General features: G+C 35.4%; 18 protein-coding genes and 1 pseudogene. 9 read left to right on the plus strand and 10 right to left on the minus strand.

All coding sequences use genetic code 11. From position 1 onward, the window contains the following. Window positions 1–136: 136 nt before the first annotated feature. Both LEP1GSC049_RS213000 and cutA read right to left on the minus strand, forming a co-directional pair. A complete protein-coding gene (locus LEP1GSC049_RS213000; RefSeq protein WP_016560901.1) occupies window positions 137–970 on the minus strand; it encodes a patatin-like phospholipase family protein in 834 nt (277 codons plus the stop codon). A gap of 24 nt (window positions 971–994) precedes the next feature. After that, window positions 995–1,315, minus strand: a complete 321-nt coding sequence (cutA, locus tag LEP1GSC049_RS212995; protein WP_004753326.1) for a divalent-cation tolerance protein CutA — start codon at window positions 1,313–1,315, stop codon at window positions 995–997. 123 nt (window positions 1,316–1,438) lie between these two features. Between cutA and LEP1GSC049_RS212990 the strand changes: the two genes are divergently transcribed. From LEP1GSC049_RS212990 to LEP1GSC049_RS212980, 3 genes are all read left to right on the plus strand, one after another. After that, on the plus strand, window positions 1,439–2,812 hold the full coding sequence (locus tag LEP1GSC049_RS212990) for an OmpA family protein (RefSeq protein ID WP_004753151.1): 1,374 nt from the start codon (window positions 1,439–1,441) through the stop codon (window positions 2,810–2,812). 207 nt (window positions 2,813–3,019) lie between these two features. Further along, window positions 3,020–5,617: a SpoIIE family protein phosphatase gene (locus LEP1GSC049_RS212985; RefSeq protein ID WP_004771209.1), complete on the plus strand. Its 2,598-nt coding sequence runs from the start codon at window positions 3,020–3,022 to the stop codon at window positions 5,615–5,617. A 106-nt stretch (window positions 5,618–5,723) separates the two neighbouring features. After that, window positions 5,724–6,770 (plus strand): 2-dehydropantoate 2-reductase, encoded by a 1,047-nt coding sequence (locus LEP1GSC049_RS212980; protein WP_004753070.1) that lies wholly within the window; start codon window positions 5,724–5,726, stop codon window positions 6,768–6,770. A gap of 387 nt (window positions 6,771–7,157) precedes the next feature. Here the strand turns inward: LEP1GSC049_RS212980 and LEP1GSC049_RS212975 are convergent, their stop codons facing one another. Continuing rightward, the gene (locus tag LEP1GSC049_RS212975; RefSeq protein WP_016560913.1) at window positions 7,158–7,967 is read right to left on the minus strand and encodes a tetratricopeptide repeat protein; all 810 of its coding nucleotides are present in this window, start codon (window positions 7,965–7,967) and stop codon (window positions 7,158–7,160) included. 730 nt (window positions 7,968–8,697) lie between these two features. After that, entirely contained in the window at window positions 8,698–8,892 is a 195-nt protein-coding gene (locus LEP1GSC049_RS2000000228810) for a hypothetical protein (protein ID WP_004763775.1), read from the minus strand. Between LEP1GSC049_RS2000000228810 and LEP1GSC049_RS212970 the strand changes: the two genes are divergently transcribed. Then, a complete protein-coding gene (locus LEP1GSC049_RS212970) occupies window positions 8,847–10,946 on the plus strand; it encodes a SpoIIE family protein phosphatase (RefSeq protein ID WP_016560938.1) in 2,100 nt (699 codons plus the stop codon). The genes LEP1GSC049_RS2000000228810 and LEP1GSC049_RS212970 overlap by 46 nt on opposite strands. Window positions 10,947–11,102: 156 nt before the next feature. On the opposite strand, the gene LEP1GSC049_RS212965 is transcribed toward LEP1GSC049_RS212970, so the two are convergent. From LEP1GSC049_RS212965 to LEP1GSC049_RS212955, 3 genes are all read right to left on the minus strand, one after another. Then, window positions 11,103–11,519: a MaoC family dehydratase gene (locus LEP1GSC049_RS212965; RefSeq protein ID WP_004753114.1), complete on the minus strand. Its 417-nt coding sequence runs from the start codon at window positions 11,517–11,519 to the stop codon at window positions 11,103–11,105. Window position 11,520: 1 nt separating this feature from the next. Beyond that, a complete protein-coding gene (locus LEP1GSC049_RS212960) occupies window positions 11,521–11,973 on the minus strand; it encodes an FAS1-like dehydratase domain-containing protein (RefSeq protein WP_016560954.1) in 453 nt (150 codons plus the stop codon). A 116-nt stretch (window positions 11,974–12,089) separates the two neighbouring features. After that, window positions 12,090–12,956, minus strand: a complete 867-nt coding sequence (locus LEP1GSC049_RS212955) for an alpha/beta hydrolase (RefSeq protein WP_004753383.1) — start codon at window positions 12,954–12,956, stop codon at window positions 12,090–12,092. Window positions 12,957–13,091: 135 nt separating this feature from the next. Between LEP1GSC049_RS212955 and LEP1GSC049_RS212950 the strand changes: the two genes are divergently transcribed. The 5 genes from LEP1GSC049_RS212950 to LEP1GSC049_RS212935 all read left to right on the plus strand — a co-directional run bounded on the left by LEP1GSC049_RS212950 (window position 13,092) and on the right by LEP1GSC049_RS212935 (window position 20,207). Beyond that, window positions 13,092–15,497, plus strand: coding sequence for a sulfatase (locus tag LEP1GSC049_RS212950; protein WP_208855965.1), 2,406 nt, complete (start codon window positions 13,092–13,094; stop codon window positions 15,495–15,497). A gap of 983 nt (window positions 15,498–16,480) precedes the next feature. Continuing rightward, window positions 16,481–18,418 (plus strand): DUF1561 domain-containing protein, encoded by a 1,938-nt coding sequence (locus tag LEP1GSC049_RS212945; RefSeq protein ID WP_016560897.1) that lies wholly within the window; start codon window positions 16,481–16,483, stop codon window positions 18,416–18,418. 52 nt (window positions 18,419–18,470) lie between these two features. After that, the gene (locus LEP1GSC049_RS0206505) at window positions 18,471–18,695 is read left to right on the plus strand and encodes a hypothetical protein (protein ID WP_016751769.1); all 225 of its coding nucleotides are present in this window, start codon (window positions 18,471–18,473) and stop codon (window positions 18,693–18,695) included. A 72-nt stretch (window positions 18,696–18,767) separates the two neighbouring features. Next, entirely contained in the window at window positions 18,768–19,280 is a 513-nt protein-coding gene (locus LEP1GSC049_RS212940; RefSeq protein WP_004753261.1) for an LIC10604 family protein, read from the plus strand. A gap of 528 nt (window positions 19,281–19,808) precedes the next feature. Next, complete coding sequence (locus LEP1GSC049_RS212935) at window positions 19,809–20,207, plus strand: DUF3052 family protein (RefSeq protein WP_004759124.1); 399 nt, start codon at window positions 19,809–19,811, stop codon at window positions 20,205–20,207. A 381-nt stretch (window positions 20,208–20,588) separates the two neighbouring features. Here LEP1GSC049_RS212935 and LEP1GSC049_RS212930 read toward each other — a convergent pair whose 3' ends face one another. The 3 genes and pseudogenes from LEP1GSC049_RS212930 to lon form a co-directional block, all read right to left on the minus strand. Continuing rightward, complete coding sequence (locus LEP1GSC049_RS212930; protein ID WP_002180236.1) at window positions 20,589–21,071, minus strand: Dps family protein; 483 nt, start codon at window positions 21,069–21,071, stop codon at window positions 20,589–20,591. Window positions 21,072–21,580: 509 nt separating this feature from the next. After that, window positions 21,581–22,705, minus strand: a complete 1,125-nt coding sequence (locus tag LEP1GSC049_RS212925; protein WP_004752829.1) for a DegT/DnrJ/EryC1/StrS aminotransferase family protein — start codon at window positions 22,703–22,705, stop codon at window positions 21,581–21,583. 44 nt (window positions 22,706–22,749) lie between these two features. Next, window positions 22,750–25,268: pseudogene (gene lon, locus LEP1GSC049_RS212920) on the minus strand (endopeptidase La). Window positions 25,269–25,718: the final 450 nt, after the last annotated feature.

Raw genomic sequence — 25,718 nt, forward strand, 5'->3', positions numbered from 1 at the left:
TTAAAAAACTTAAAATGTGGGACCTCTTTCAAAAAAGCTAAATTAGACGTAATTTTGAGAAATAGACCATTCATTTTTGAAACTGTTTTCAAGCGTTCAGATAAAGATTTAAGATGCTCAATTTTGTATAGATCAATCAAACATCGGATAAAATTTTTTTCTTCCAGTGATGGGCGCTTTTTCTACCTTCTTCCATTGCCTCTTTACCGTGTCTGAGTTGGTTCGCGTCTATATAAGGAGTCAAAGTTTCCACTCTCAATATTCTCTTTTTGTAATGTTTTGCGAGAAGTTCTTTTAATTCTCTGGTTTCATTTTCTATAATTTGCACCGAAGAATGAAATGCGCGGATCATGGCCTTTTCAGAATGACCTTTTTTAGTGCGAATGCTATGGATCACGATTTTACGAATAGATTTATCTAAAATTAATTCTTTGATCGGTTCTTGATCGGCGACTCCTCCATCGATAAATTCTTCTTCTCCTAACTTTTGAATTTCAAAAAGAAAAGGAAACGTCATAGAAGCTATAATCTGATCAATCAAATCTCCTTTTGTTTTGAGTTCTCGAATTTGTTTTGTGATGTTTGAAACGGAAATTCCCATGGGAATGGAAAGTTCTTCGATCTTCTGATGACCTAAATGAGGTCTGAGTAATTCCTTAACATTTTTACCGGAAAGAATTCCCGAATAATTTTTAAGACCTTTTCGAATCGGTTTTACAAAGTTCGTAACTAGATTTCCTTCCCAAAAATCCTTTTTTTTCAAATTCAGAATTAAATCGATCATGGTATCGATAGGAATCCCCGCGGCAACAAGAGAACCGATCAACGCACCGGAACTACAACCGGTGATCTTAGACGGACGAAAGCCGATCTCGGAAAGTCCTTTGGCAAAACCTGCGTGTGCATAAAAGCCGAAAAAGGCCGAGTTAAATGTAAGAGCCGTAAATTTTTTCTTAACGTGAAATTGCAAAATATAACCTTTTTTGAATGTACTTTAATCCGCGATCACTTCGCTGTAGATCCATGAGAAGTAATCCTTATTCCCTTCCAATAAAGGTAGACTTACTACACAAGGAACGGAGTAACTATGTAAGGATTTGACTCTTAAGATCACTTCCGTCATCAATTCACTTTTCGATTTCAGAATTAAAATAGCTTCGTCTTCTTCTATCAACTCATCGTCCCAATGATAGATCGATTTCATTTTAGGGATAATGTTTGCACAGGCGGCCAGTCTTTCTTCCACGAGAGTTTTGCCGATTTTAAGTGCCTCCTTTTCGTTGTTAGTTGTAACGTAGACAAGTCTCGCTTCCATTGGGATTCTCCTTAACGTAAATAAATCGGAATTTCAGTTTTAAATTTCGTCCTAAATCCGTATTTTTTAGAAAGTTTTTTACACTTTCCTTATGTTTTAAAGGAATATTACGAAACTAAAACTATGGGGAAATTTTCAAATCAACCTTCAAAATCCAAAACCATAAACGAAAGTTTACGGAAAATTGTGTTATACGTTTTTATCATTTCCGCATCGATAAGTTTTACTTCTGTTTTTCCGGAAGAGTCGGACAAGATTCTCTTTCGTTGGAAATTAAAACCGGGAGAGAACGTAGAATTAAATGAATATCATCGAGTACAATTAGTAAGTACGGGAAAGAAAATTAGAAGAGAAGATAAAAATCGAATCCTATTACAAACCCTTTCCTGTGAAAATAAGGAATGTATGTTAGAAGGATTTTTTGATACTTACACTCGTTTTCCCGAGGTTGATCCAGCGTTTCGTAAAGATAAAACGTTTAAGAGCAGATTTCAAATAACAGATTTAGGTCAATATAAAGTGCCGCAGGAATACAGTATGCCTAACCTCAGGTCTCTTCCTAGTTTTTCCGAAAAACCTGTTTCTATCGGAGAAGAATGGACACAACCCGCTACGGAAAGTTTTCAATTTCCAGGTGGAAGAGTTATGATTACGGTTTTTGCGAAATATAAGTATCACGGCGTAGACCAATGGGAATATCAAAAGTTATCCGGTAAAGGGGATCGTATCGAATACAATTATAACTTATATTATGATTCTCAAATGAACCGAACCGGAGTTCCGTTTAAAATCTACGGATTTGCGCGCGGAATGGTATTTTTTGATCGTGAATTGGGAATTCCGCAGTATAAAAGGGTTCAGCTGTCTTATACTTTTGTCTATGAAAACGGAATGGCGCAAGAGATGTCGTTTGACATTCATGGAGTATATAATAAAAATGTAAAGCTTACGGATCAAGACAAGGACAAGTTTGCAGAAGAGATCCGTAAAATTTTAGGAGGAGAACTTCCAACTGGAATTGAACCAGACTCCGATCCAAAAAAGAATTTAAAAAAACCGAAAAGAGAAACCATTTCATGGCCGGAAGAAGAGGATAATCGAACTGAACCAAACGGTTCTCCTCCGGTAGAAATTAGAAGGACGGAAGAAGGAATCGCAATTTCTTTAAATTCAGTGTTGTTTGATCATAACAGCTCAGAACTCAAAGAAGAAGCAAAACTAGAATTAAAAAGAATCGCATCCGTATTAAAAAAATACGGAGATAGGGAAATTAGAATCAGTGGACATACTGACAATTCGGGTGGAGAAGAATACAACCGAAAACTTTCCAGAGAAAGAGCGCTTTCCGTTTTAAAGGAACTCAGAGATGAACAAGGTTTGGAAGAAAAAAGGATGTCTTACGAGGGATATGGGAAGTCGAAACCGATTGCGGATAATTCTACGATTCAAGGTAGGCAAAAAAATCGCAGGGTAGACATTACTATCGTAATGGAATAAGTTAAAAAAATGGAATATTGTTAGAAAAAAGTTGTTTCATCAAATATATTGTCGCATTAAAAAATCGACTAACGTTAAGTAACGCATTTTTATAAAACTGATTTCTAAACTAAAACTGTGGATTTTCATTTTAGTCAGAAGGTAGTTATTAATTCTTGCAAAATCAAAAATTTCTGTTACTTTGTTTAGGGTTTTTTGACGGCCAGAATGATAAATGACGTTATAAAATTCGATCGGAAATTATTTTACAATAAGTTCGTTTGGATTTTTATATTTTTTATATCTACTCCGGTTTTTGCATTTCCAATTGATCTCACAAAAGATTGGAAACTAGTTTCCGGAAAAAATCTAAATGTTTCTATCGAGGACGTTTCCTGGAAAGAAATAAGATCTCTACCGATTCCTGAAGATTCCATCTCTTTTTCTGAAGATATATATACTTTAACATTATTGAAAACTTTTGAAGTGTCTGTAAATGACTTTCAAAAACTCAACTTAGATGGACTTTCAATCCACTTTCCTTTTTTGACGAACGTCTATGAAGTTTATTTCAACGGAGAAAAAATTGGAAGTGGAGGAATTGTTTTAAACGGAAAGATCATAAAAAACGGATTTAAAAGACACGTGATCCTTCCGATTCCGGAGAACAAGGTTCAAATCGGAAAGAATGAAATCAGATTGATTTTATCATCTAACGCCGGGGAAGGATTAAATGTATATGCCAGTTTTGATTCTGCACCTCTCGTAGTAGATCTACAGTCCAGGAACGTTTTGATATTGTCCGAACGTTCCAGATGGATGCTTGCATTCTTATATCTATTTGTCGGATTTTATCACTTCTTATTGTACTTCAAACGTCCTCAAGAAAAATACAATCTGTTCTTTGGACTTTTTTCCACGTTTTTTTCCGTTTATATTTATCTTAGAAGTAACGTAGTCTATGAACTCGATTTAGATCCGCTTCTCCAAATGAAGCTGGAATACATGGTGATCTTTAACATAACCTCGCTTTTTCTTTTATTTTTGGATGCGTTTTTCCGGCGTAAAGTGAGTTTTGTTTCTAAATTATATCAAACTTTTACACTTGCACTTACTTTGTTGATCCCTTTTTCAAACAAATCCGTTTGTCTATTTATATTACAAATCTGGCAGTTTTCTATATTTATATTTATAATATATTCTTTTTTTATAATGTATAAAACTCTGGTTCAGAAAGATCCAGATGCCATACGTATGGTCTTCGGTTTTTTGGTTCTGATGATTTCTGGCGTCGCGGATCTGGTAGGATCCATGGGGTTGATTAATGATTTAGAAAATTATGGAATTCTAAAATATGGTTTTTTTGTGTTTGAAGTCGGAATGGTCTTTATATTGGCAAACCGGTTTTTGAGGGCACACAAAGAGGCGGAAGAATTAAATTTAGACTTGGATCGAAAAGTAAAAGAAAGAACGAGACAATTGGAAAATACGTTAGATCAAGTCCGAGAACTTAAAATTCAACAAGACGGGGATTATTTTTTAACCTCTTTAATTTTGGATCCTTTAAATCGGAATCAGGTAGAAAATGATTTTATAATTATGGAAGGGCTTAGTAGACAGAAAAAAAGATTTCAGTTCAAGCAGTGGAAAAAGGAAATCGGCGGAGACATCATTATCGCAGATGAGATTTGTTTAAAAAATAGGGAATATCTCGTTTTTGTAAACGGGGATGCGATGGGAAAATCCATTCAAGGGGCGAGTGGAGCCTTAGTTTTAGGAGTTGTATTCCGTTCTTTTATAGCTAGGACAAAAACGGTCTCTTCTTATCATTCCAAACCGCCTGAGTTATGGCTCAAAGAATGTTTTTTAGAACTTCAAAATATTTTTGAATCCTTTGACGGTTCTATGTTGGCATCTGTCGTTTTGGGATTGGTGGATTTGGAATCCGGAATTTTGTTCTTTTTGAACGCCGAACACCCTCCTACGGTTCTTTACAGAAATGGCGTTGCAACTTTTATAGAAAGTAAATTAGAACTTCGTAAAATAGGAATTACTGGTTTGGAAAGTAAGATGAAGGTAAAAACTTTTTTGTTAGAAAAAGGAGATACTATCATTGTAGGTTCTGACGGAAGGGACGACATATTCCTAGGAGTGGATCAAGATGGAACACCGCTGATCAACGAAGACGAATGTCAATTTTTAAGAAGAGTGGAGGAGTCGGGAGGGGATCTGGAATTGTTAGTTCAAGGTCTTGAAAGTTACGGTGAATTGACCGACGATCTAAGCATAGTAAAACTGACTTATCTTAAAGACCCCGTTCGTTTAGAGTCAGTTGCAAACTTGGCGTCCTTTCCATTTCCAGATGAAATTTATTTAAAATGTCTACAGGACGAAAATTGGGAAAACACAATTTATCATCTAGAAAATCTCAAGAGTAAGATGTCCGAAGAGTTTTTGCCCCCAGTTTTTAAAAAAGAATTAGCTAAAGTATATTATAAAGTTGGAAAGTATGAAGAGGCACTTTTTTTATTTGAAGAGCTGATTTCGGAATTTCCAGAAGATATAGAAGTTATATTTAATGCTTCTTTGATTTACAAAAAACTCAAACGGTATTACGAGTCGATCGAATTAGGAGAAAGGGTTTTATTAAGAGAACCCGATTTTCTAAACAACATCGTAAATCTTGCGGAATCTTATATTTTAATTTATGAAAGGAAAATGGCCCTTGTTTTGTTGGAAAAAATTGAATCTTTAGATTCGGAACATTTGTATTCTCAAAAGATTAGAATACAATTGGAACAGTTAGAGCTCTATAAGAATCCTTGAAAAGAATTGGAATTTATCTTAAATGTGGAGTTTTTTATATATTTTTCCCGACTAACAAACAATAGTTGTAGAATTAAAACTTAAATTCCAATTAGATGCGTAACAAATGAATCTTTCAATTGCAATTTTAGGTTCCGGAAGTATCGGAACATACATCGGTTGTAAACTTTTGGCGACTGGAAATACGGTTACGTTCTATGGTCGAGCAAGGATTCAGAACGAGTTGAAAACTTTTGGCGCAAAAATCACCGATTATACAAATCAAGAAATTCTTCTTTCTCCCAACACAATTTCTTTTACTACTTCTTTTACTGATATTTCAGGTGCGGATGTTTTTTTAGTTACGGTAAAATCCAGGGACACAAAAGATCTTGCCAAAGAACTCAGTGGGATTCTTGAAAAAAGACAAAACAAATCTCAAACCGTCCCGATCGTAGTCAGTTTCCAAAACGGAGTTCGAAACGCCGAAATTTTAAAAGAAGAATTGAGGGATCTTCCCGTTGAAGTTCTCGCAGGAATGGTTCCTTTTAACGTAGTATCTAAAGGCAGCGGTCATTTTCATAAAGGTACAAGTGGGAATTTAGTGATCGAAGATTCTCAATCTTCTCAGACGTTAGTTCCGATTTTCAAACGGGCCGGGCTTTCTATCAACACACATAAAAACATCCTTGGAATTCTTTGGGGAAAATTGATTTTTAATCTGAATAATTCTCTAAACGCACTTTCTGGACTTACGTTAAAAGCAGAAATATCAAAGCGAGGTTATCGAAAAATTCTTTCTAAACTTATGAAAGAATCACTTGAAATCTTAAGACTTGCGGAAATCAGACCGATCCGTTCCGGAAAGATGATTCCTAGTTTAGCTCCTACTATTTTGAATCTTCCGGATTTTTTATTTTTCAGAATTGCTTCTGGAATGGTTAAGATTGATCCTCAAGCCAGATCTTCAATGTGGGAGGATTTGATCAAAAAAAGACCGACTGAAATCGATTTTCTCAACGGAGAAATTGTCAAACTCGCCGACGTGATGGGCCATCCCGCTCCTTTTAACAGAGAAATCGTACGATTAATCAAAGAGGCGGAGTTAAATCCTCAAATTTTAAATCTAAGTCCAGAAGAACTTGCCGGAAAATTAAAGATGAATCTAAATTAACTTGAATTCGATGTAAGGAACCCATGATTCTAAAAAAGGTTGGAATCTGAACTTTACAGATTGATTCTTTAAACGTAGGCATGAATTACAAAAAATGAATGTTTAAAAATTTAAAATGCGACTTGATCTGTGGAACTATCGCGAATCACGATTTTACGGTAAAACCTTGAAATATGGGAATCATACTTTTAGAATATTCTAAAAGTATGATTATTTGATTTTTAGGTGTATTGTTGATCCCTATAAAATTGAGTACCGTTATTCTATTACAAAACGTTGATTCCATGTAAAATGTTAGGTATTTTATTATATAGTTATGAGTAATTTGTTCGTTTTTTTATGTTAAATATAAAATTATATCATGTTTTAATTTTTATTGTAAGTTCTTTATAAATTTTTAATTCTTTCTTTCATATAAATTTGTAACGCGTCTAGATATTCCTTATGAAGAGGAAAAATTCCGATAGCCTTTTTGATTTCTGATTCGGCTTTAGAGATGTCTTTTCTTTTTTCAAAGTAGAATTTAGATAATAAAAAGTGGGATTCCGATTGGAATGCTTTGGAACGAAACGGTTTAGAAATACCTTTTTCTAAGGAAGAGATCGCACCTTCCGAATTACCTTCCATAATCATACACAAACTAAAACCGTAATAAGCATCCCCTTTATCGGAAAGTGAAATTGCGTTTTGAAATTCTTCTAAACTTTCCTTTCTAAGATTTTGTCTGAGATAAAGTATTCCAATATTCTCATGAATGATAGCTTCTGAGTCTGGCCCTTTTTCTTTTGCAAAAGAAAGAGCTTCTTTATAAACCAATTCGGCTTCTTTATATTCCTTATTGGATTCGTATACGAGACCGAGTCCTCTTTTGCAATCCAAGGATTTAGGATCAAGTCCCAAACATTTTTTAAAATCGCTCATAGCGGCGTCTTGATTTTTTTGTAAATAACGAATCCAACCTCGAACATAAAGTAATGCAGCGTTGTCGCCTTTCAGTCTAAGATCTTCTTCCGCTTTTCGGAGTTCTTCTACAAGATTTTCTTTTTCGATGAGATCTCTAATTTCCAAAATGGAAATAGGTTCTTTTTTATTGCAGTAGACGATCGAAAAAACTAAAAGGATCACAATGAAAATGAGTTTAGATTGAAGTAGATTCATAAATTGTTTTGAATCTAACTCGGATTGTTTAGAACGCAATCCGGAAAAAGAGTCAGAATTGATTTTCCAAGACCTGCACTTGCAATCCAATTGTCGTTTCGATATTTGTGAATGTATTTGATTCTATCTATGGAGAGCTTTCTCATTTATAAAAAATCTTATCTTGTTACTCGAACACATAAAAATGGTACCGAAAAATAACGGGGAATTTTACCAAAGATATAGAAGTTTTCAAAAAATTACACCTAACTCGGAATTGTTGGTTTCCCCATTCTAACTTTTAAAACAAGTTCACCATAATATTGTTTTTATTCATCTACAAGAAACCAAAGGTTCATGATCAAATTTAAGATATGTTTTTTATTGATTCCTATAAAATTAAATACTGTGAATTTTAATCATAAAATCCTGTTTGAATACAAAAATGTAGGGAACTCTATTCTATAATTCTGAATCATAGAGAACGTTACATTGTAGAGATGAGTTTACTAGATTTGTTTTCTATGTTTTTAGTAATCTTCATTCGATTTTTAGTAAGAGGATCTTATATTTGTAGTATCAACCTTTTCAACATCTAAAATTTGCTTATTGATTTTTAGAATATGGGAATTCCTGAATTATAAAAGTGATAACATAGAAGTTGATTTCTATTATTGAAATGTAATAATCATTTACTGATTCTTAATTGTTTCATTCTAATTAAACTAATTTCACAAAAAAGTCTTAAATTAGTCGTATTTGATTTTAATTAGAAATGAATTTTATCTTTTTAAAAAATCGCACCTTCTTTTTTCGTAAGATTCTCTAAAAAAACAAATCCTGTAGATTTTTTAAGTTTAATCTTGCGTCTGTTCCTATATGCAATTGACGGCACTGAACTGAATTTCAATTTTAATTCGGAACGGATTTGAATTCGAGATGCAATTTTCAAAAATATTTTTTTTCTTAATCGGTCCGTTTGCATTGATCATACTTGTTATGATTTCTTCTCCCTGGCAAGCGGGGGACGGACTCAGAGCCTATCAAGGTAAAATCGATCTCAGAGGAATTCAAGATCCAGACTTTGGAATGACTAAACTCAACGGAGAATGGGAGTTTAGTTGGCTTCAAGGATCCGAGAAAGGAATTGAAAATCACTCCGTGGAATTTATAGGAGTTCCCGGTTCTTGGACCAACGAATCCAAAAGCAATCAAACCTATTCTAAATTCGGTTATGGGACTTACAGATTAAAAGTTTTTCTTCCAGAGATATGGAAGAAAAAAATTCTTTCCATGTCTTTAGGAGCGATCGCATCCGCGTATCGAATTAGAATCAACGGACAAATGATCGGTGAATGTGGCACTCCGGGTGTTGATTCCAACTCGGTAGTTTCTAGAATCGAGCCAAAAGATTTTTTATTTTTTGCGGACGAAGACGAAATTCAGATCGAAATTTTTGTTTCTAATTACACTTCTACGATGCCTGGAATTTTACTTCCGATTTCTATTGGGCCTTCTGATTCCGCTAGTGTTTCGAAAGCGATTCCATTATTTTTTGACATATTCTCTTTTAGTAGTCTTCTGATTATGGGAATTTATCATATATTCCAATATCTTTATTTAAGGAGCAGCGTTTCTCCTCTTTATTTTGGAATGTATAGTCTGGTTATTTGTCTGAGAACTTCTTTAATAAATTCTAAAATACTAATGTTATTTTTCCCGCAAATTCCTTGGAGCTGGGTTCATAAAATCAATCACCTGACTTTGTCCGTAGGAGTTCCATTTTTTCTTTTGTTTTTCAGTTCTATATTTGCTCCTTATGTAAGTCGGAAATTTATCAACGTGGGAGTCGTATTTTCGATTTTGTTTTCCGTTGTCACTTTGTTCGGGGATATGAAGTTTAATAATCAGACCATTTCCATTTATCATTATTTTATTATCATAGTTATATGCTATTTATTTTATACAATTTTAAAGATCGATTTTGATAAGGAAAGGAATTACACTTATATACTTTACGGTTCCGGAATTCTTTTTATCGCAGTGCTCGTGGATCTTTTTTACGCGAGAATTTTAAAAACCGGAAGTATTCAAACCTCACATTACGCTCTTGTATTTTTCGTTTTTCTACAATCCCTTTTGCTTGCTTCCGAAAGATCTAGAAAGTTTGCAGAAACTAGGGAATTGGCACTCAATCTTAGGAGTTCCAACTTGGAACTTTTCGAAATGAAGGAACAATTGGTTCAGAAGATCGAAGATAGAACCAGAGTTTTGAATGATAATATTATTCAGATCAACCGAGAACTGGAGATCGCACAAAACGTTCAAAGGAAAATTTTGACTCCTTTGGATCGAAGTATTCCGGGAATACGGTTTTATTATGAATACAAACCTCTTGAAAAAGTAGGGGGAGATTTTTTGGATATTTCCGAAATTTCTTCCGGAAAAACGAGAGTATTGATCGCGGACGCCGTAGGGCACGGAGTACAAGCTTCTTTGATGACCATGGCTTTAAAAACGGAATATGAAGAATTGAAAAATCTGGAGAGTCCGGCTCAGGTTCTCAAGGAATTGAATTTTAGATTTTTAAAGAAGTTCGATTCTTTGGAAAGTATATTTCCTTGTATGGTCGGAGATATTGATACGGAAAAAGAAGAATTTACGTACGCATCCGCAGGACATCCAGATCAGATTTTACAGTTACCCGGAGAATTTCCTTCCTTACTTCAAAAGACAGGACCTATATTAGGTTTGTTTGAATCTCTCGAGGTAGTTTCCAAAACGATTATATTCCCCGCGGGTTCTAGGCTTTTATTGTTTTCGGATGGTCTGATCGAAAATCGTATGAAAGATTCCTTAAATACGAAACAACACAATATGGAACTGATTACAAAAACACTTCATGAAGGAAGAGAAAGCGAGTTAAAAAATTTAATCCAAGAAATTATTAAAATAGAAGAATTAACAAGAGGAGAAAACCCACGCTACGACGATATTACGGTCATAGCCGTGGAATTTTATTCCGTTAAAAGAAGTTAGGCGAAATGTTGCGCTCAAATTTGCCCGTAATGATTAAAGATTCCATTCGAACAACATCCAATCCTGTTTTGCCGGAATACTCTCTCCCGCTCGGATTTGTCTTTGTATCATTCTCAAATAAAAAGCCATTTGATCGCCTTGTATTCGAGATAATACCTAACCGACTACTACCATTTCACCGGAACATTTTACCTCTCCAGATTCGTCGGAAGCTTCTAACGCAACCGTAATTAACTTCTCTCCGTTCTCTTCTTTTTTGCGTTTTATTTTTCCGGTACATGTAAGTTTTTGGCCAGGTTTGGTCATATTCTTAAACGTAACTCCAAATTCTTTGATTTGTTTTTGATCCGCCCAAGAAGTGCAAAGTCTTCCGAGCTGGGCCATTACATACATACCGTGTGCAATCGTTCCATCCAATCCGGTTTTGCGAGCGAAGTCTGGGTCGTTATGAATCGGATTAAAATCCCCAGAAGCTCCCGCATAACGCACTAGATTTGCGTGAGTGATTACTTCCGTTTTTAAAGTAGGAAGTTCTTGTCCTACTTCCATTTTATCATATTCAATTTTACTCATATTATGCCTCCGGTTTTCTGATGAAAATGGACATTTCTTGTTCTACGACCGTTTCACCTTTTGCGTTTTTGATAGTAGTTTTAAACGTCATAGTGTCCATTTTGCCGACGGTGACGTTGATACATTCTCCTTGGGAAGAAACTCTTCCGGGATAGATAGGTTTTAGATACGTGTATTTTTCTTTTAAGTGAAGAATTCTGGAAGTGTCTACTCCCATGTTTTCCATATCCTGCCAAATTTTAGGATAACCCCAAAATTGAATCACGGTTGGATACGTAGGAGGTGCGGGCGTGTCTTCGTAACCTGCCTTTTTAGCCGCTTCTATATCGAAATAGATCGGATTGGTTTCTCCGATTGCCTGACAGAACTCTCGGATTTTTCCTCTTTCTACGTCGAATTCGTAGTGATCCAGTTTGGTTCCGATCAGGTCTTTGGATATTCCTTTTGCTGACATATAAAGTTCCTGAGGTTTGTTTTTAAAAATGGCTTTCGACCAGATTCAATTTTACCAAAGTGGAAGAATCCGGTCGATGATTTTTTTAACGAAAAACAGAACAAACGTTCTGTCTGTCAATTTGAGTGAGATTCAAACCATTTCTTTAAATCGGTTAGAACCTTGGTTCTATCTTCTATACGTTCGTTCATCGTTTCGTGATAAAGACCTTCGTAAATTTTTATGGACTTATCTGAGGAACCTACAACTTCGAAGAAGGTTTCACTTCCAGTATAGTCCGCGATCTGATCTTCTTTTCCATGAAAGATATAAATCGGAATTTTGATTTTTCCTGCATTTGCAAGAATTGGTTCTTCGCTGTTTAAGAGCATGTTTCCTAAATAAGCAGAAGCCATTCCATGAACCAGTGGATCTTTTCTGTAAGCTTCTACTACCGATTTATCATGACTTAAAAAGTGAATGTTGAGTCCTGTGGGAAGAGTCAGATTCGGTAAAAGATCGGACATCAAAGGGGCGATTCCCTTTTTAACCTTCATAACTAGATCCGTCTTTACTCGGATCGGAAGTGCGGAGATCATAAGAGCATTCAGATTTCCTTGATTGGTGCCTTCTTCTGCGTAGAATGTAGAAATTGCAGCTCCCATAGAATGACCAAGCAGTGTTATCTTGGGCACGTTTTCTTTTTCTTTTGCGATCGAAATCAATTGATCTAAATCGAAAAGGAAATCAGAAAACGAATCTATCGCTCCTCTTTTTCCTTCAGAGCGTCCGTGTCCTTGGGAATCGATGAGATAGAACGCCGTTCCGGTTCCGGAAAGTGCTTCCACTAGAAATTCATAACGACCGCTGTGTTCTCCGATTCCGTGTTGTACTACGATAACTCGGTTTCCTTTCCTACCTTCTTTGGGTTGGTAGGTTCGATAGAAAATTTTAGATCCTCCGCTTCCCGCAAAGGTATCATCTTTTAAATTGTAAGAATTCATCCATGACATAGCGAAACGTGTTATAAATGCGAACGATCCTTTTGAAAAGAGAAAAAAATTTCATTTGGGAAAAATTCATCCTAAGAAATGGTTCTTTTCTGTTGTCTCAAAATACAAAACGATTTTTCTGGATTCATGTTGTTTATCCGTTGCTGGATGTTTTTGATTTTGTTACTTTTGATTCCGGTTTTAAAAGGATGTAATCGGATTTCGAGTTCGGATAAGAACGTAGTTAAAAAAGATCTAACTCGTATTTTGAAAAACAAAGAGTTAGAATGTACGGGTGATACAAATCAAGAAATAGAAACGTTTCGACATTATTGGAAAAAAAATCCAGGAAGATATTCCGACCTCAATCCTAAGGATCGTTGGAAGAACGTTCAATTGACTCTTTATACGGACGAATCTCTTTTTATCAACGAATCACAGGATTCTTTATTTGTTCCTGCGGGTGGGGAATGTATTCTGAAGTTGGAAGAGGAGTTTTGTGGAGACGTTTTTCGGTTTTACGCGACGAGTCTTTCTAAAGGAACCAACGGGCTTTCGGGTGAAGGTGAGTTGCGGATTTTTTTGGATGATGAACAAATTTTTGAACAGAACTTAAAATCGCAAAAGTTAAAATGGAATCCTTATACCCTTCCTTTGGAATTTAAAAACGTCGAAAATTTAAAAACGATTGTAAAAGCAGATTTAGAGAGTCCGAAAGTTTGGAATCGAACAGAACAGAAAAAAGAAAAAAATTGTAATTCGGACGTTTTTCTTAAGATTCGATGGGATTCTAAAACCGGCGCGGGTTTATTTTTAGGTTCTCCTTATATATTAAAAAAACAAAATATAGAAAAAAAGAATGTGATCTTAATCGTGATCGACGCTCTGAGGCAGGATTCTCTGTCTTCCGGTGGTTCTCCATTTCCTACAACTCCCGTTTTGGATTCTTTTTCCAAGGATTCGATTGTATTCAAAAAAACGATTGCAAATGGGAATTGGACAAAACCTTCTATGCTTTCATTTTTTACTTCGGAGATTGCCTCTAATCTTGGTCTTGGAAACGCTTGGTTTTATACAAACGCTCAACAAAGAAAAATTTTTTATTCTAAAAAACCTTTTACGTTGCCAAACGCTTTTCGAAAAGAAGGTTATTTTACGGAAAGCATCATGAATAATGTTTTTCTAATGGATTATACTTCTGTAGGAGTGGATTTAGGATTTCATAAAATTCAACAGGTGGGGAAGGACAACTTAGATACGGAAGAATTGGTCTCGAGGGCGGAAACTTTCTTTCGCGAACACAAAGAAGACTTGTTCTTTTTACATCTCAATCTAAATACTCCTCATTGGGGTTATAGGCCTCCTTCTCAATTTCTTCAGGAGTTGAAGAAAAAATCCGATCCATTGTTGTGGAATCAACTGGACGAATATCAGCAAAAATATTTTGGAGAGGTTCGTTATACGGATTTTCTTTTAGGAAAAATTTTTGATGAATTAAAAAAACAAGGTCTTTTTGAAAATTCCTGGATCGTAATTACGAGCGATCATGGCGAGTTGTTAGAGATTTCTCATTATTATCATCATCATTTTATCGCCGAGAAGGTTTATGCGCACGGAGAAACTCACTATGAAAAGGAAATTCGAGTTCCTTGGATCATTCATCCTCCTAAGTCGTTTTTAAATCAGATTCAAAAAAGTGAATTTAGTGATCAAGTTTCTCTTCTTTCGTTGATGCCTACATTGTTGGGTTTGAACCGAATTTCGTATCCGAAAGATAAATTGAAAGGGAACGACTATTCCAAGGTGATTTTTGGAGAAGAAGGTCCAGAATCGGAACCGGTTATTTATACGGAAGGGAGATTTTCCGAATCCATTCTTACGCCCGATTTTAAATATATACGTAGGTATCCCGGTTATGATTCAGTTCGAAGGACGCGTGAAGGTATTTCTCATAAAATGCCCGAAGAACTGTACGATTTAATTAAAGATCCGATGGAATTGGAAAATCTTGTTAATTCCAACTTTACATTGTTAGGTGAAGCTAGATCTATTTTAAAAGAAAATCAACTTTCTAAAAATTCGTTTTTTTTAAGATTGCCTAAATGTGAAAACGTTTGTGAACGTGAGGTTCGATTTTTTTCTAAGGGGGGGATCTATCGTTACGATTTTACGGGTGATTTGAAAGTCCTTCAAGAGAATTCTAAAAATATTGTTTTAAAAATTTTAAATACGTCTAATACTTTCGATCAAGTGCTTGAAGTAAAAACAGTGGATCCTTCTCCTATTTTTAAGCTTGAAATCCTAAAAAATGGAATATTAGAAAATTATCGTGTAGGTAAATGGGGAATTCGATCTGATGTTTCTTGGGAAATTTTAAAGGATGAACCGGATTACGTTGCTCTTGATAAACCTCCGTATCGATACTCTTCTTCCAAGATTCCATTTTTATACTATCATACCGGTTTTTCTGGAGGTCAAGAAACAGAAGAAGAGGCAGCCATGGGACAAGAAGTACGTAAAATCCTGGAAAGTTGGGGTTATATCCATCAGTAATTGATTTATATATTCTTAAAATTTTTTGTCAGTGACCCTGTTGACTCTATCAATCGTTCTACGCGAATTTTTGATCTCTTATTTTGTAAATTCTCATACAAATTCAACATTTGTATCTATAAAAACAGCCCAGAGAATTAATGCTTGATTTTGCAAAGATATAGAAGCTCTCAAAATTGCGTTTAACTAGGAAACGTTGGTTTTGTAGAGGAATTTCAAGCCTATTTAAACTATTAGAGTTGTTGAAAAATTAATTCTTGATCTGTTTGTATTGGATTGAATGGACAATTGAAGCAATTTTACGAATTTTCACTATGGAATTTTTCAACAACTCTATTATATTCAATTGTCCAAATGATAAGTTCAATTGATTCAATTATTATGATTTAAACTCAAATATAATTCAAATATATACTTAAAATAAGTTAATTATTATTTCATTTAATTAATATGTACTAATTAGTAAATATCTTAAATTTTCATTAATTAGAATGCATTTCAAAAATATCTTAAAATAATCGGGATCTGCATTTTAAGAAAATATAAAATATTTATAACAATTTAAGTTATTTTCTTTTGATTGGGAATCTTAAGGTTTTACTTGAGATTTTAAATTTTGATTAAGGGGCTTTTGCGGCTTTAATATTTTGTTTGGGTTTCCAAAGTCATCTGGATTTATTCAAGTTGAACTTTCTATACGATTTGTTTTGTGCTGTTTGACGTTTCTTCTAAGAGTGATTTAGAATAAGATAAGATTATTATTTCTCACTTAATGAAAATTCTCGTTTTGAGAAGAGTCATTTTAGGCAATGGGTTACTATTTATAATAGGATTGTATGACTTATTAGAAAATTCTTTATAAAATAAATTCTTAATATTGATGATAACTTTAAATTTGCGATTTCGTACAAAGATTCGAAGATCGTTAGATTTGAATTTTATAAGAAGTTGCTTTGTTGAATTGAAAAAAGAAGGTAAAAAAGATGCGTAATTGGAAGAAAATGTTCATAGTAGTTCTGTTGGTCTCGATTGGAGTTGGTTTCGAGTATAGTAAAAGTTATACTCGCGTCCACGCTGCTTCATCATTGCAGGTTAATGATTCGGTTGTTCAAAAACCTACAGATCCACCAAAAGATAGGCCGATCCAAGTAGCCATGAGCAACGGAGGGAAATTTTGTTACGGTCCTATTTTTAGCGGAGGTGAAAGTTACGTTATAATTGAACAGTGTTGGGAACGGCACGTTAAGAATGCAAGATACGACGTGTTTCAAAGGATTTCGTATAACGTCAATAATACCTGGTTATGTATTACTGCACCAGCGACGGTAGTTAAAGGAAATGCAAAGTGGGATTATGTGAATCTTAGACCTTGTGCTATCAATGATCCTTTACAGAGATGGATCGTAAAAGAGAATTCCTTTTGGACTGCAGATGGACTTTATCGTTTAAAAGATACAAATTGGTATGGTTATATATCAAGAAATTCTAAAGATAGATACAATCATACATTAGATACTTCCATGGGTGATTGGGTTAAAACGATAGCCACTCCTGGAAACATCAGTATCAAGACTTCCATTGTTTGGAGTTCTTGGGGGAATGGGATTTGGAATATAGATATGGCGCCTAGTGCCTACTATCTTCATTCCACAGGTTCAAATAAAAGTATTACATCTCTCTACTACAATCCTGAAAGCGGGCATTTTGCTCAGTATGATATAGTAAGTGGTTCTCTCTATTGTATGTATTCTAAAATGACAGATAAATATGATTGGAATTGGGTGAAGTGGACATTGTGTAGTGACGCGCCTATTAAAAAAGAGAATCCAGCTTATTGGAACGTCTATTTTGTAGCGAATGCAGGAGGGATAATTACAGATTATAAAGGAAATGTTTTAAGGGTTACCAAGGAGGGATCCAATTGGGGCGTTGCCTATGCTGTTAAACCTTCTTATTTAGAAAAGGATACTACCAATAAGCCCAATTCTTTGTTTGCTGTCGATGTAGATTTACTGAAATGGATACGTTATACTACTAGTAATCTTGGAAAAACGGATCAATATTGTCCAGCTGGTAATAAAGAAAGTCATATATATAAAAGAGTAAAAAGAAACTTACCGTCTGATTTTCAATTGAGTGTAGCTTGGGTTCAAAGACTTTATGATATAGCAAGATCAGCTACATTTGAATCTGCGAACCCTGGTGCGATTCCGCAGAGACATGGATCATGTGGTGTTTGTATGCTTCATAGTTTTCAAATGATAGCAGAACTAATGGAGTATCATTCTAGAGATCCTCTTACGAGTGGAGGATATTTTTTCGATACGACTTCTAATAGGGATCCTTTTCTTTCGTTTAGCCAACGTTATCCGGAATTGGACAGATTGTTAACAAATGTACCTGTCGATTACGCTAACAGAGGTAGAGTGCTCGCATTCGCATCAACTGGGATTATGTTACCTCAGTATGAATGGGAGTCTTCTTCTCGGTTTACTACTCGGTCTGATATAGTATCTTATATTAGTTCGCTCATCAATTCTGCTCCTGGAAGTATTTGGTTGGGATTAATGAGAAGGCAACGTGCAGACGGATTTATTTCGGGGCATGCCGTTCCCATACTGAGAACTTCTCAAGGGTTAGTAGTAATTCCAACGAATATGCCTACGATATCGTTGAGTTCTTTTATCCAATCTGTAGCGCCTACTACGGATCCAAACGAGGTTCTTGCTCAGATGGAAGAAGGAAGGACTATGACAGAGCTTGTAACCATACGGCCGGTAGGAACTTATGAAAACCCTTTTAGTCTCACGGTTTCTAGTAGGAATTGCACTGGAGAAGGAGAAGACCGAAGAGGTTCGGGACAATACCCAAACAGCGCGTCCGTAAACCAGTGTAAGGGGGGCAGGTGTATTCTACTGTAAGTCAGTGAAGAAAGTATTTAGAAATCTGTATATTCATTATACAACTTAATCTGTGGGAGCTAACATATTAGAGTTGTTGAAAAATTTTGTAGTTCAGATCAATAGAACTGTTTTAATCAACCGTATCTATCAAGCAGAAGCTGATGAAGGATTAATTTTTCAACAACTCTATTTTATTGAAGATTCAAAAATGGTTGATTTTAAAATTTGGGGATTTGACTCCGGGTTGTATAATAGATTACCCGATATTTTGTATTCAAACTATGTTTTGCAGTAAAAGTATAAGATACTTAATTTTTATAGGGCTTAGTAAATACAATTTACATTTTTTGAATTAGGAGATTTTAAAATGGTTTATAGAATTCTAATATACATAATGGTTTTTTTAGTTCTTTTGATTTTGACGATTTATGGGGTTGGTGCAAGTCTGCCAGTCGAACATTCAGTTTTTATGGAACGTATTTACAAAGTTCCTCCTGAAAACGTTTATTCATTAATCCGCGATTTTAAACAATATCCGTTTTGGAGAAGGAACGTAAAAAAAGTAGAGGAAATTTCTTCTACTTCTTGGAAAGAAACGGATATTCACGAGGATGTGATAATTTTTTCATTCATCCAAGATCGTAAAAATATGCTTCTCGAATCTAAAATTATGGATGAAGATAAACCTTTCGGCGGCTCTTGGACTTATGAATTGAGTTCGGTTTCCGAAGGAACAAAATTAAAAATCACAGAAAACGGAAAAGTGTATTCTCCGGTTTTTCGTTTTTTTTCTAAATTTGTTTTTGGTCATTCCGCGATGATAAAAGAGTATCTGGATTTTATAGATCAAAAAATTTGGGAAACTCAAAAAGCGAGATAAGAATATAAATTCTGAATGGAGAAAAATCTTACAAACTCGGAAGATTTTTTTTGCTTTTGAATCAGAATTTGTTTCAAAACTTAGTGTGGGAACTAACACGGAAATTGAGTTGCGAAAAAGTATTTAAAAATCTTTATATTCGCAATGTGACAAAATCTGTGGGAACTAACACAAGATTAGATTTCACAGTAAAACTTGCAAAAACTCAGAAATTTTGTTTCTTGAATGAACCTTGGTTCGTAAAAATAAAATGTGGGAACTACTGCATTTTATAATTAACGCGAAAGGGATCGATGCAGGGAAACTAAAGCAGAACGCTTACCTGAATGTCGATCTTTAGAGAGGCATTCGCTTTAGTTTTCCCGATTGCGTTTAAAACAGAAAACGATATATTGTATAACGTTTTCTGCATGCAATTTATTGAACGGAGCTAAAGCCTGGTCCGGCGCCCCGGTTTTCTTACGTTGAATTCACGTTAAAATTAAAACAGGTGCGTTATAGGAATTAAAAAAATAGATAAGGAAAATCATGGCGGGATATTCAGTAAAATCTTTAGGTGATAAGTTAGGACTCAAAGCGGGGATGAAGGTATATTTCAAGAACCTTCCAGAAGACATTCAAAAAGAACTTAGAGATCAACTCAAAGAGGTGGAAAACAAAAACATCTTAAAAGGATCATTCGATTATTTGCATGTATTTGAAAAGGAAATCAAAGAATTAAAAAAACAATTTCCGAAATTGGTGGAAAACTTGGCGGAAAAAGGAATGATTTGGATTTCCTGGCCCAAAGGATCGTCAAAAGTTCCGACCGATTTAAACGAAAATATCGTTCGTGAAATAGGATTAGAATTAGGGATCGTGGATGTAAAGGTCTGCGCGGTTTCTGAAATATGGTCCGGCTTAAAATTTTATAGAAGGAAAAAATAATATTCCATATATTGAAAGTTATAATTGTTCTCTCATTTATTCTGAAAAATCGGGTTGGAAAATTAAAAGAATATCTTTTTGAATTTACAATTGAAATATTGAAGTTTTTAAAAATAGAAATCTATATATTTAAATAAAATAAATTTCTATTTAGACTAAACTAATTGGATTTCTAAAACGATCGCAAAAACTCAACGGATGTTTTTCTAGAAACGGCAGTTCGGGGAGCAAAATTAATCTGTGTTATACGAAAATTAATCGTAGTGGAAAAATATTACAACGTTTCAAATCTGCAATATCTTTCCACGAAATAAAAGAATTTCAGCAACTAATTGAGTAGATACAACCGCCATTAAAATCGAAAAATTTTCGTTACAATTTTTAAGCGTTATCAACGAATAAAAGACTACGAAGCATCCAAGCCGTTTTTTCATGTACTTCTAATCTTTGGGTCAAAAGATCTAGGGTCACTTCGTCACCTCCTTCGTCGGCGGCAGGAAGTAAAGAACGTGCGGTTCTAATCACGGTTTCATGACCGCTAACCAAATGACGAATCATATCATCTGCGTGAGGAACTCCACCTTCTTCATGAATCGAAGTCAACTTTCCTAATTGATGAGAAGAGCTAGGCGCGTAAAAACCGAGGGCGCGAATTCTTTCAGCGATCAAATCGATGGAAAGCCAGAGTTCGTTGTATTGAGTTTGAAACATCTGGTGAAGAGTGTTAAATTGTGGACCGGTAACGTTCCAGTGATAACTATGCGTTTTAAAGTATAAAATGTAAGTATCAGCTAAAAGTTTTTGCAATCCAGAGTTGATTGCTTCCCTATTTTTTTCGGATATTCCTATATCTATTTCTTTCATATACAAATCCCCCTGTTCATAATAGACTGAAAACATAAAAGAACAAGAAAAAACTTATTACTTGTCCAAAAACATATTTCAAACGATCGACTGTTCGCTGTCATATTTTAAAGTTGCCAGTCAAAAAAAGTTTTTTACCAAATAAAAAGTACAACAAGAAAGTAATACATTATAAAAATCGGGGCGCATGGTCGGGTCCTGTTTTATAGAACTACAAAAAAAGATTTCAAAACCGCCCGACCACCAGGCTCTCAGAAACTCAGCATTTCTCCCCACGGGTTGAAATACAGTGGTCAATAAATTTCAAATCTTTTGAAAGATCAAAAACATACGAGTCATAAATTTATTGACCATGCTTCGATCCTTTGCGCAGGGATATTATAGAAAAAGTGGAAATTGAGAACCTGTCCCGAAACTTTAACCAGAGATAAAACTGACAATTCAGCGTCTCATATCTTGTGTGTTCGAGCGAGCTTGGCGCTTGTGTTTTTCAGAACAGATTCGGATTTTTATTTTTTCCTAGAATTAAATGTCCTAATCGCGGAAAAAACTTCTTCCAATTCTTCTTCCTTCATATAAGGAAACAAAGGATAATTGAGAACGGAGGAACAGATTCTACCGGTTGTATGTTTATCGCCGAATTTTCCTTTGATATAAGGTTTGGCACCGGGTTGATCACTCATAGCACCTGGATAAATATTACCAAAACCGATTTCTTTTTCTTTCAGGACTTCCTGAATCAAAGGACGTTCTTCCGGAGTGGAAAGTGTGACGTTGCAATAGCCGTTTTCTTCGTAATCCTTAGGAGGGTGGATCACTTGAATACCTAGGTTTGGGAGTATATCATAATATTTTTGAACAGCTTTAAGGCGAGAAGCAATTCTAACCTCCAGATGTTTTAGATTGAGGTTTAAAAATGCGGCTTGTAGGGTATCCAGTCTAGAATTCCAACCTACGTCTCCGTAGGCGTAATGGGAAATTCTACCGTGATTGGCGAGCATTTTGACTTTATTGGCGAGGGTTTCGTCGTTTGTAAAAACTGCACCACCGTCTCCCGCACCACCTAACACCTTCGCAGGATAAAAAGAAGTAGTGGAAATAAGTGCATCCTTATAGATAGATGCGCCTTTGAATTTTACACCGAAACATTGAGCTCCGTCTTCCAATAAAGGAATTCCTTTCGATTTACAGAGTTTGCGAAAATCTTCAAGACGGGACGAGCCCCAGCCGTAAAGATGAACAATAACCGCTGCCTTGGGTTTGACCTTATCCAGAGCTTTTTCAAATTCAACAAAATCCATTTGAAGATCGTTAGGGTCGGTATCAACTGTATAAGGATCAGCGCCAACATTTACTACGGATTCGAAGGTAGCCCAAAAAGTCGAGTCCGGGATAATGACGGAGTCTCCTTTGCCAACACCTAATGCACGTAAGGCGAGTTGAAGGGCGTCTGTGCCGTTTGCACAAGCGATAGAAAATTTAGTTTCCGTGTAGGAAGTTAGATTCTTTTCTAAAGTAGAAACTTCTTCGCCGCCGATAAAACTAGCGTTTTTACTGAGAATTTTTACTTTTTCAATCCATTCTTCCAGTAAACCGGGTTCAAATCTTTTAATGTCTATAAACGGGACGCCCATTCGGCTCTCCTGAGTTAATTTATATTTAAGAATATTCTAAAATACTACTTCTTTTTGCGATCGTTTCCCTTTTGTTTAGAAAGAGACGTTTTTTGTTTTTTGGTCGTCTTTTTTTAGGCGAAGGTTTTTTGATTGGGTCTACAATCGATTTCAAATTTTCCCGAAAAGATGGATTTATCTTGGAAATAACTTTTTCATCAAATAATAATAAAGCGACTTCCTCGTAACGACTCACCGGAAAAAAATACATTCCCTTTTTAACGTAATCCGGGATCTCTTCCAAATGTTGAAGGTTATCTTTCGGATAGATGATCTTATGAATCCCCACTCTTTTGGCGGCTACGATTTTTTCGCGTAAACCACCGATCGCAAGTACTTCTCCAGTAAGAGTAAGTTCTCCGGTCATTCCAAAACCAGATTTTACTTTTGTATTCAGAGCGAGAGAGAGGATAGCGGAAGCCATCGTAATTCCGGCCGAAGGACCGTCCTTGGGAGTCGCTCCGTCCGGAACGTGTAAATGAATCATTCGATTGTTGAACAAATCTTCTTTATATAATAAATTTTTAATATAACTCAAGGCAATATTGGAAGATTCTTCCATCGTTTTACCGATCATCCCAGTGAGAAGGATTCCACCTTTTCCTTTGACAAAAAGCGCTTCTATAAGAAGTGTAGCACCTCCTACCGAAGTCCAGGCCAAACCGAGAGCGGTACCAGGAACGGAAGTACGAACCATTCTTTCGTTCGTAAATTTGGGAACGCCTAAAAAAGTTTCTAGATCTTTTTCTAGGATGATTTTAGGAAACGACTCCTTTCGAACGATTTTGATCGCGATTTTACGGACCAATTTATCGGTCACTTTTTCCAAACCTCTGACACCGGATTCTCTCGAGTAAGAATCGATCAGAGCTACGATCGCTTTTTTATCAAACTCGATACCGTAGGGAGTAATACCGTTTTTATAGAGGACTTTTTTCCAAAGATATTTTTGAAAAATTTGAACCTTTTCATCCGTGATATAACCGGAAAGATTGATAATTTCCATTCTGTCTAAAAGAATTCTAGAAATGGAATCTAACGTATTGGCGGTGGCAATAAAAAACACATTCGAAATGTCGAATGGAAGATCCAGATAATGGTCTCTGAAGTTTTTATTTTGTTCCGGGTCTAAAACCTCTAAAAGAGCGGAAGCTGGATCACCTTGAATACCTATCGAAAGTTTATCGATTTCGTCTAACAAAATGACGCAGTCTCTTTCTTTCGTTATACGAAGTGCTGAAATGATCTTACCTGGCATCGAGCCGATGTAGGTTCTTCTATGTCCTTTGATCTCGGCTTCGTCCCTCATACCTCCGACTGAAAATCGAAAGAACTTTCTTCCCATCGCTTCGGCGATCGATCTCGCAATTGAAGTTTTTCCCACACCAGGAGGTCCGACTAACAGTAGTATAGTGCCTTTTTCGTCATTTTTAAGTTTTTTAACCGCTAGAAATTCTAGAATTCTATCTTTAACGTCTTCGAGTTTATAGTGATCTTTGTCTAAAGTCTTTTTAGCTTTTTCTAAATCGATTTCGCGAACTGGTGCCGGTTCCCAAGGAAGAGATTCTAAAATATCCAAGTAATTTCGGATAACGTTATAATCTCCTGTATTAGGATCCGCATAAGAAAACTTATCCAGTTCTCTGGTCACTTCTTCGATTACTTCCGGATCTGCGTTTAGGTTTTTAAGTCGTTCTAAAAATTTTTCGTATTTTTTTTCGAACTTATCGTCTTTGATACCTAGTTCGTTTTGAATCGCTTTGAGTTGTTCTCTTAAGAAAAATTGTCTTTGTTGTTTGTCTATCTTGTCTTGGATTTGGTCCGAAATTTCTCTTTGAATAGACACTAGCTCGATCTCTTTTTTTAGAAAAAGAAGCACCTTTTCGATTCTAGTTTTAAGAATATTAGACTCGATTACGGATTGGTATTCTTCTTTTTCTAAATTGAGAATAGAACATACAAAGTCCGCCATCTTGCCGGGCTCGTTTACGTTGAGCATGGTAAGTTTCATTTCTTCCGTAAACAGAGGATTGTTTTGCGCGAGTTCTCTGGTCATGACGAGTAAGGTTCTCATCATCGCCTTAGTGATGTTTTTCGGAGCTCCTGGTTCTTCCTCCGGATACGAAACTTTTGCGACTAAAGGATCTTTATTTACAAAAGAGTCTATTTTAAAACGGCGGATTGTATTGACGAGTATATTGACGGCGTTGTCTGGTAAATTCACTTTTTTTAATATTTTAGCGACAACTCCAAACTGATAGATATTTTCGGAAGTTTCTTTTTCGTTTTCTTCGTCTTTTAAAAGAACAAGACCCAAAAAGGAATTTCCTTTGACGGATTCTTCTACGGCTTTTGCAAACTTGCCGCTAGGGACGATCAAAGGAGTAATAATACCCGGAAATACTGGTCTAGACTTAATCGGAACTAAAAACAATTCCGGTGGTAAAATTGAATCCAATGGAATGATCGAATTTTCTTCAATTCCAGATAAATCCTCTAAAGGTTCCAAAGGACCTCCTTCCAACTGAAAACATCTCTTAATTTGTCCAGGTTCTTACAGTGGAAGAGATTCTCAAATCAAATCCTATCCTATTCTGATCGAAAAAATTTCCAAAGGTCGGCTTTTTGAAGGATCAAGTAGAATTTATTTTTTAATTTTGAAGCAGTCGGATCGACGTAAACTGATTGACTTTTGCGCCTTTATTATAAAAGGCTTTCCTGTAAAATTTAAAAATAAGGATCCGATTCCCTGTGAGATGTCGCTTTAGGGATTTCTAACAAATTAGAAATTGGTTTTATAGAAGATCGTTTTTAGAAACTTTAAACTCTTTACGGTCGAATATTCTTAAAAGTAATGGCCCGTTTTTGATTTTCTTACTCAAAATTATACAATAGAGGTACACTGATTTTTATTGTAAAAGTCCGTTTGAGTGCAAAATATTATGTACTTTGTTTTATAGTAATTTAGTAATTG

Source organism: Leptospira kirschneri serovar Cynopteri str. 3522 CT, assembly GCF_000243695.2.
In the GTDB taxonomy this organism is placed as follows: domain Bacteria; phylum Spirochaetota; class Leptospiria; order Leptospirales; family Leptospiraceae; genus Leptospira; species Leptospira kirschneri.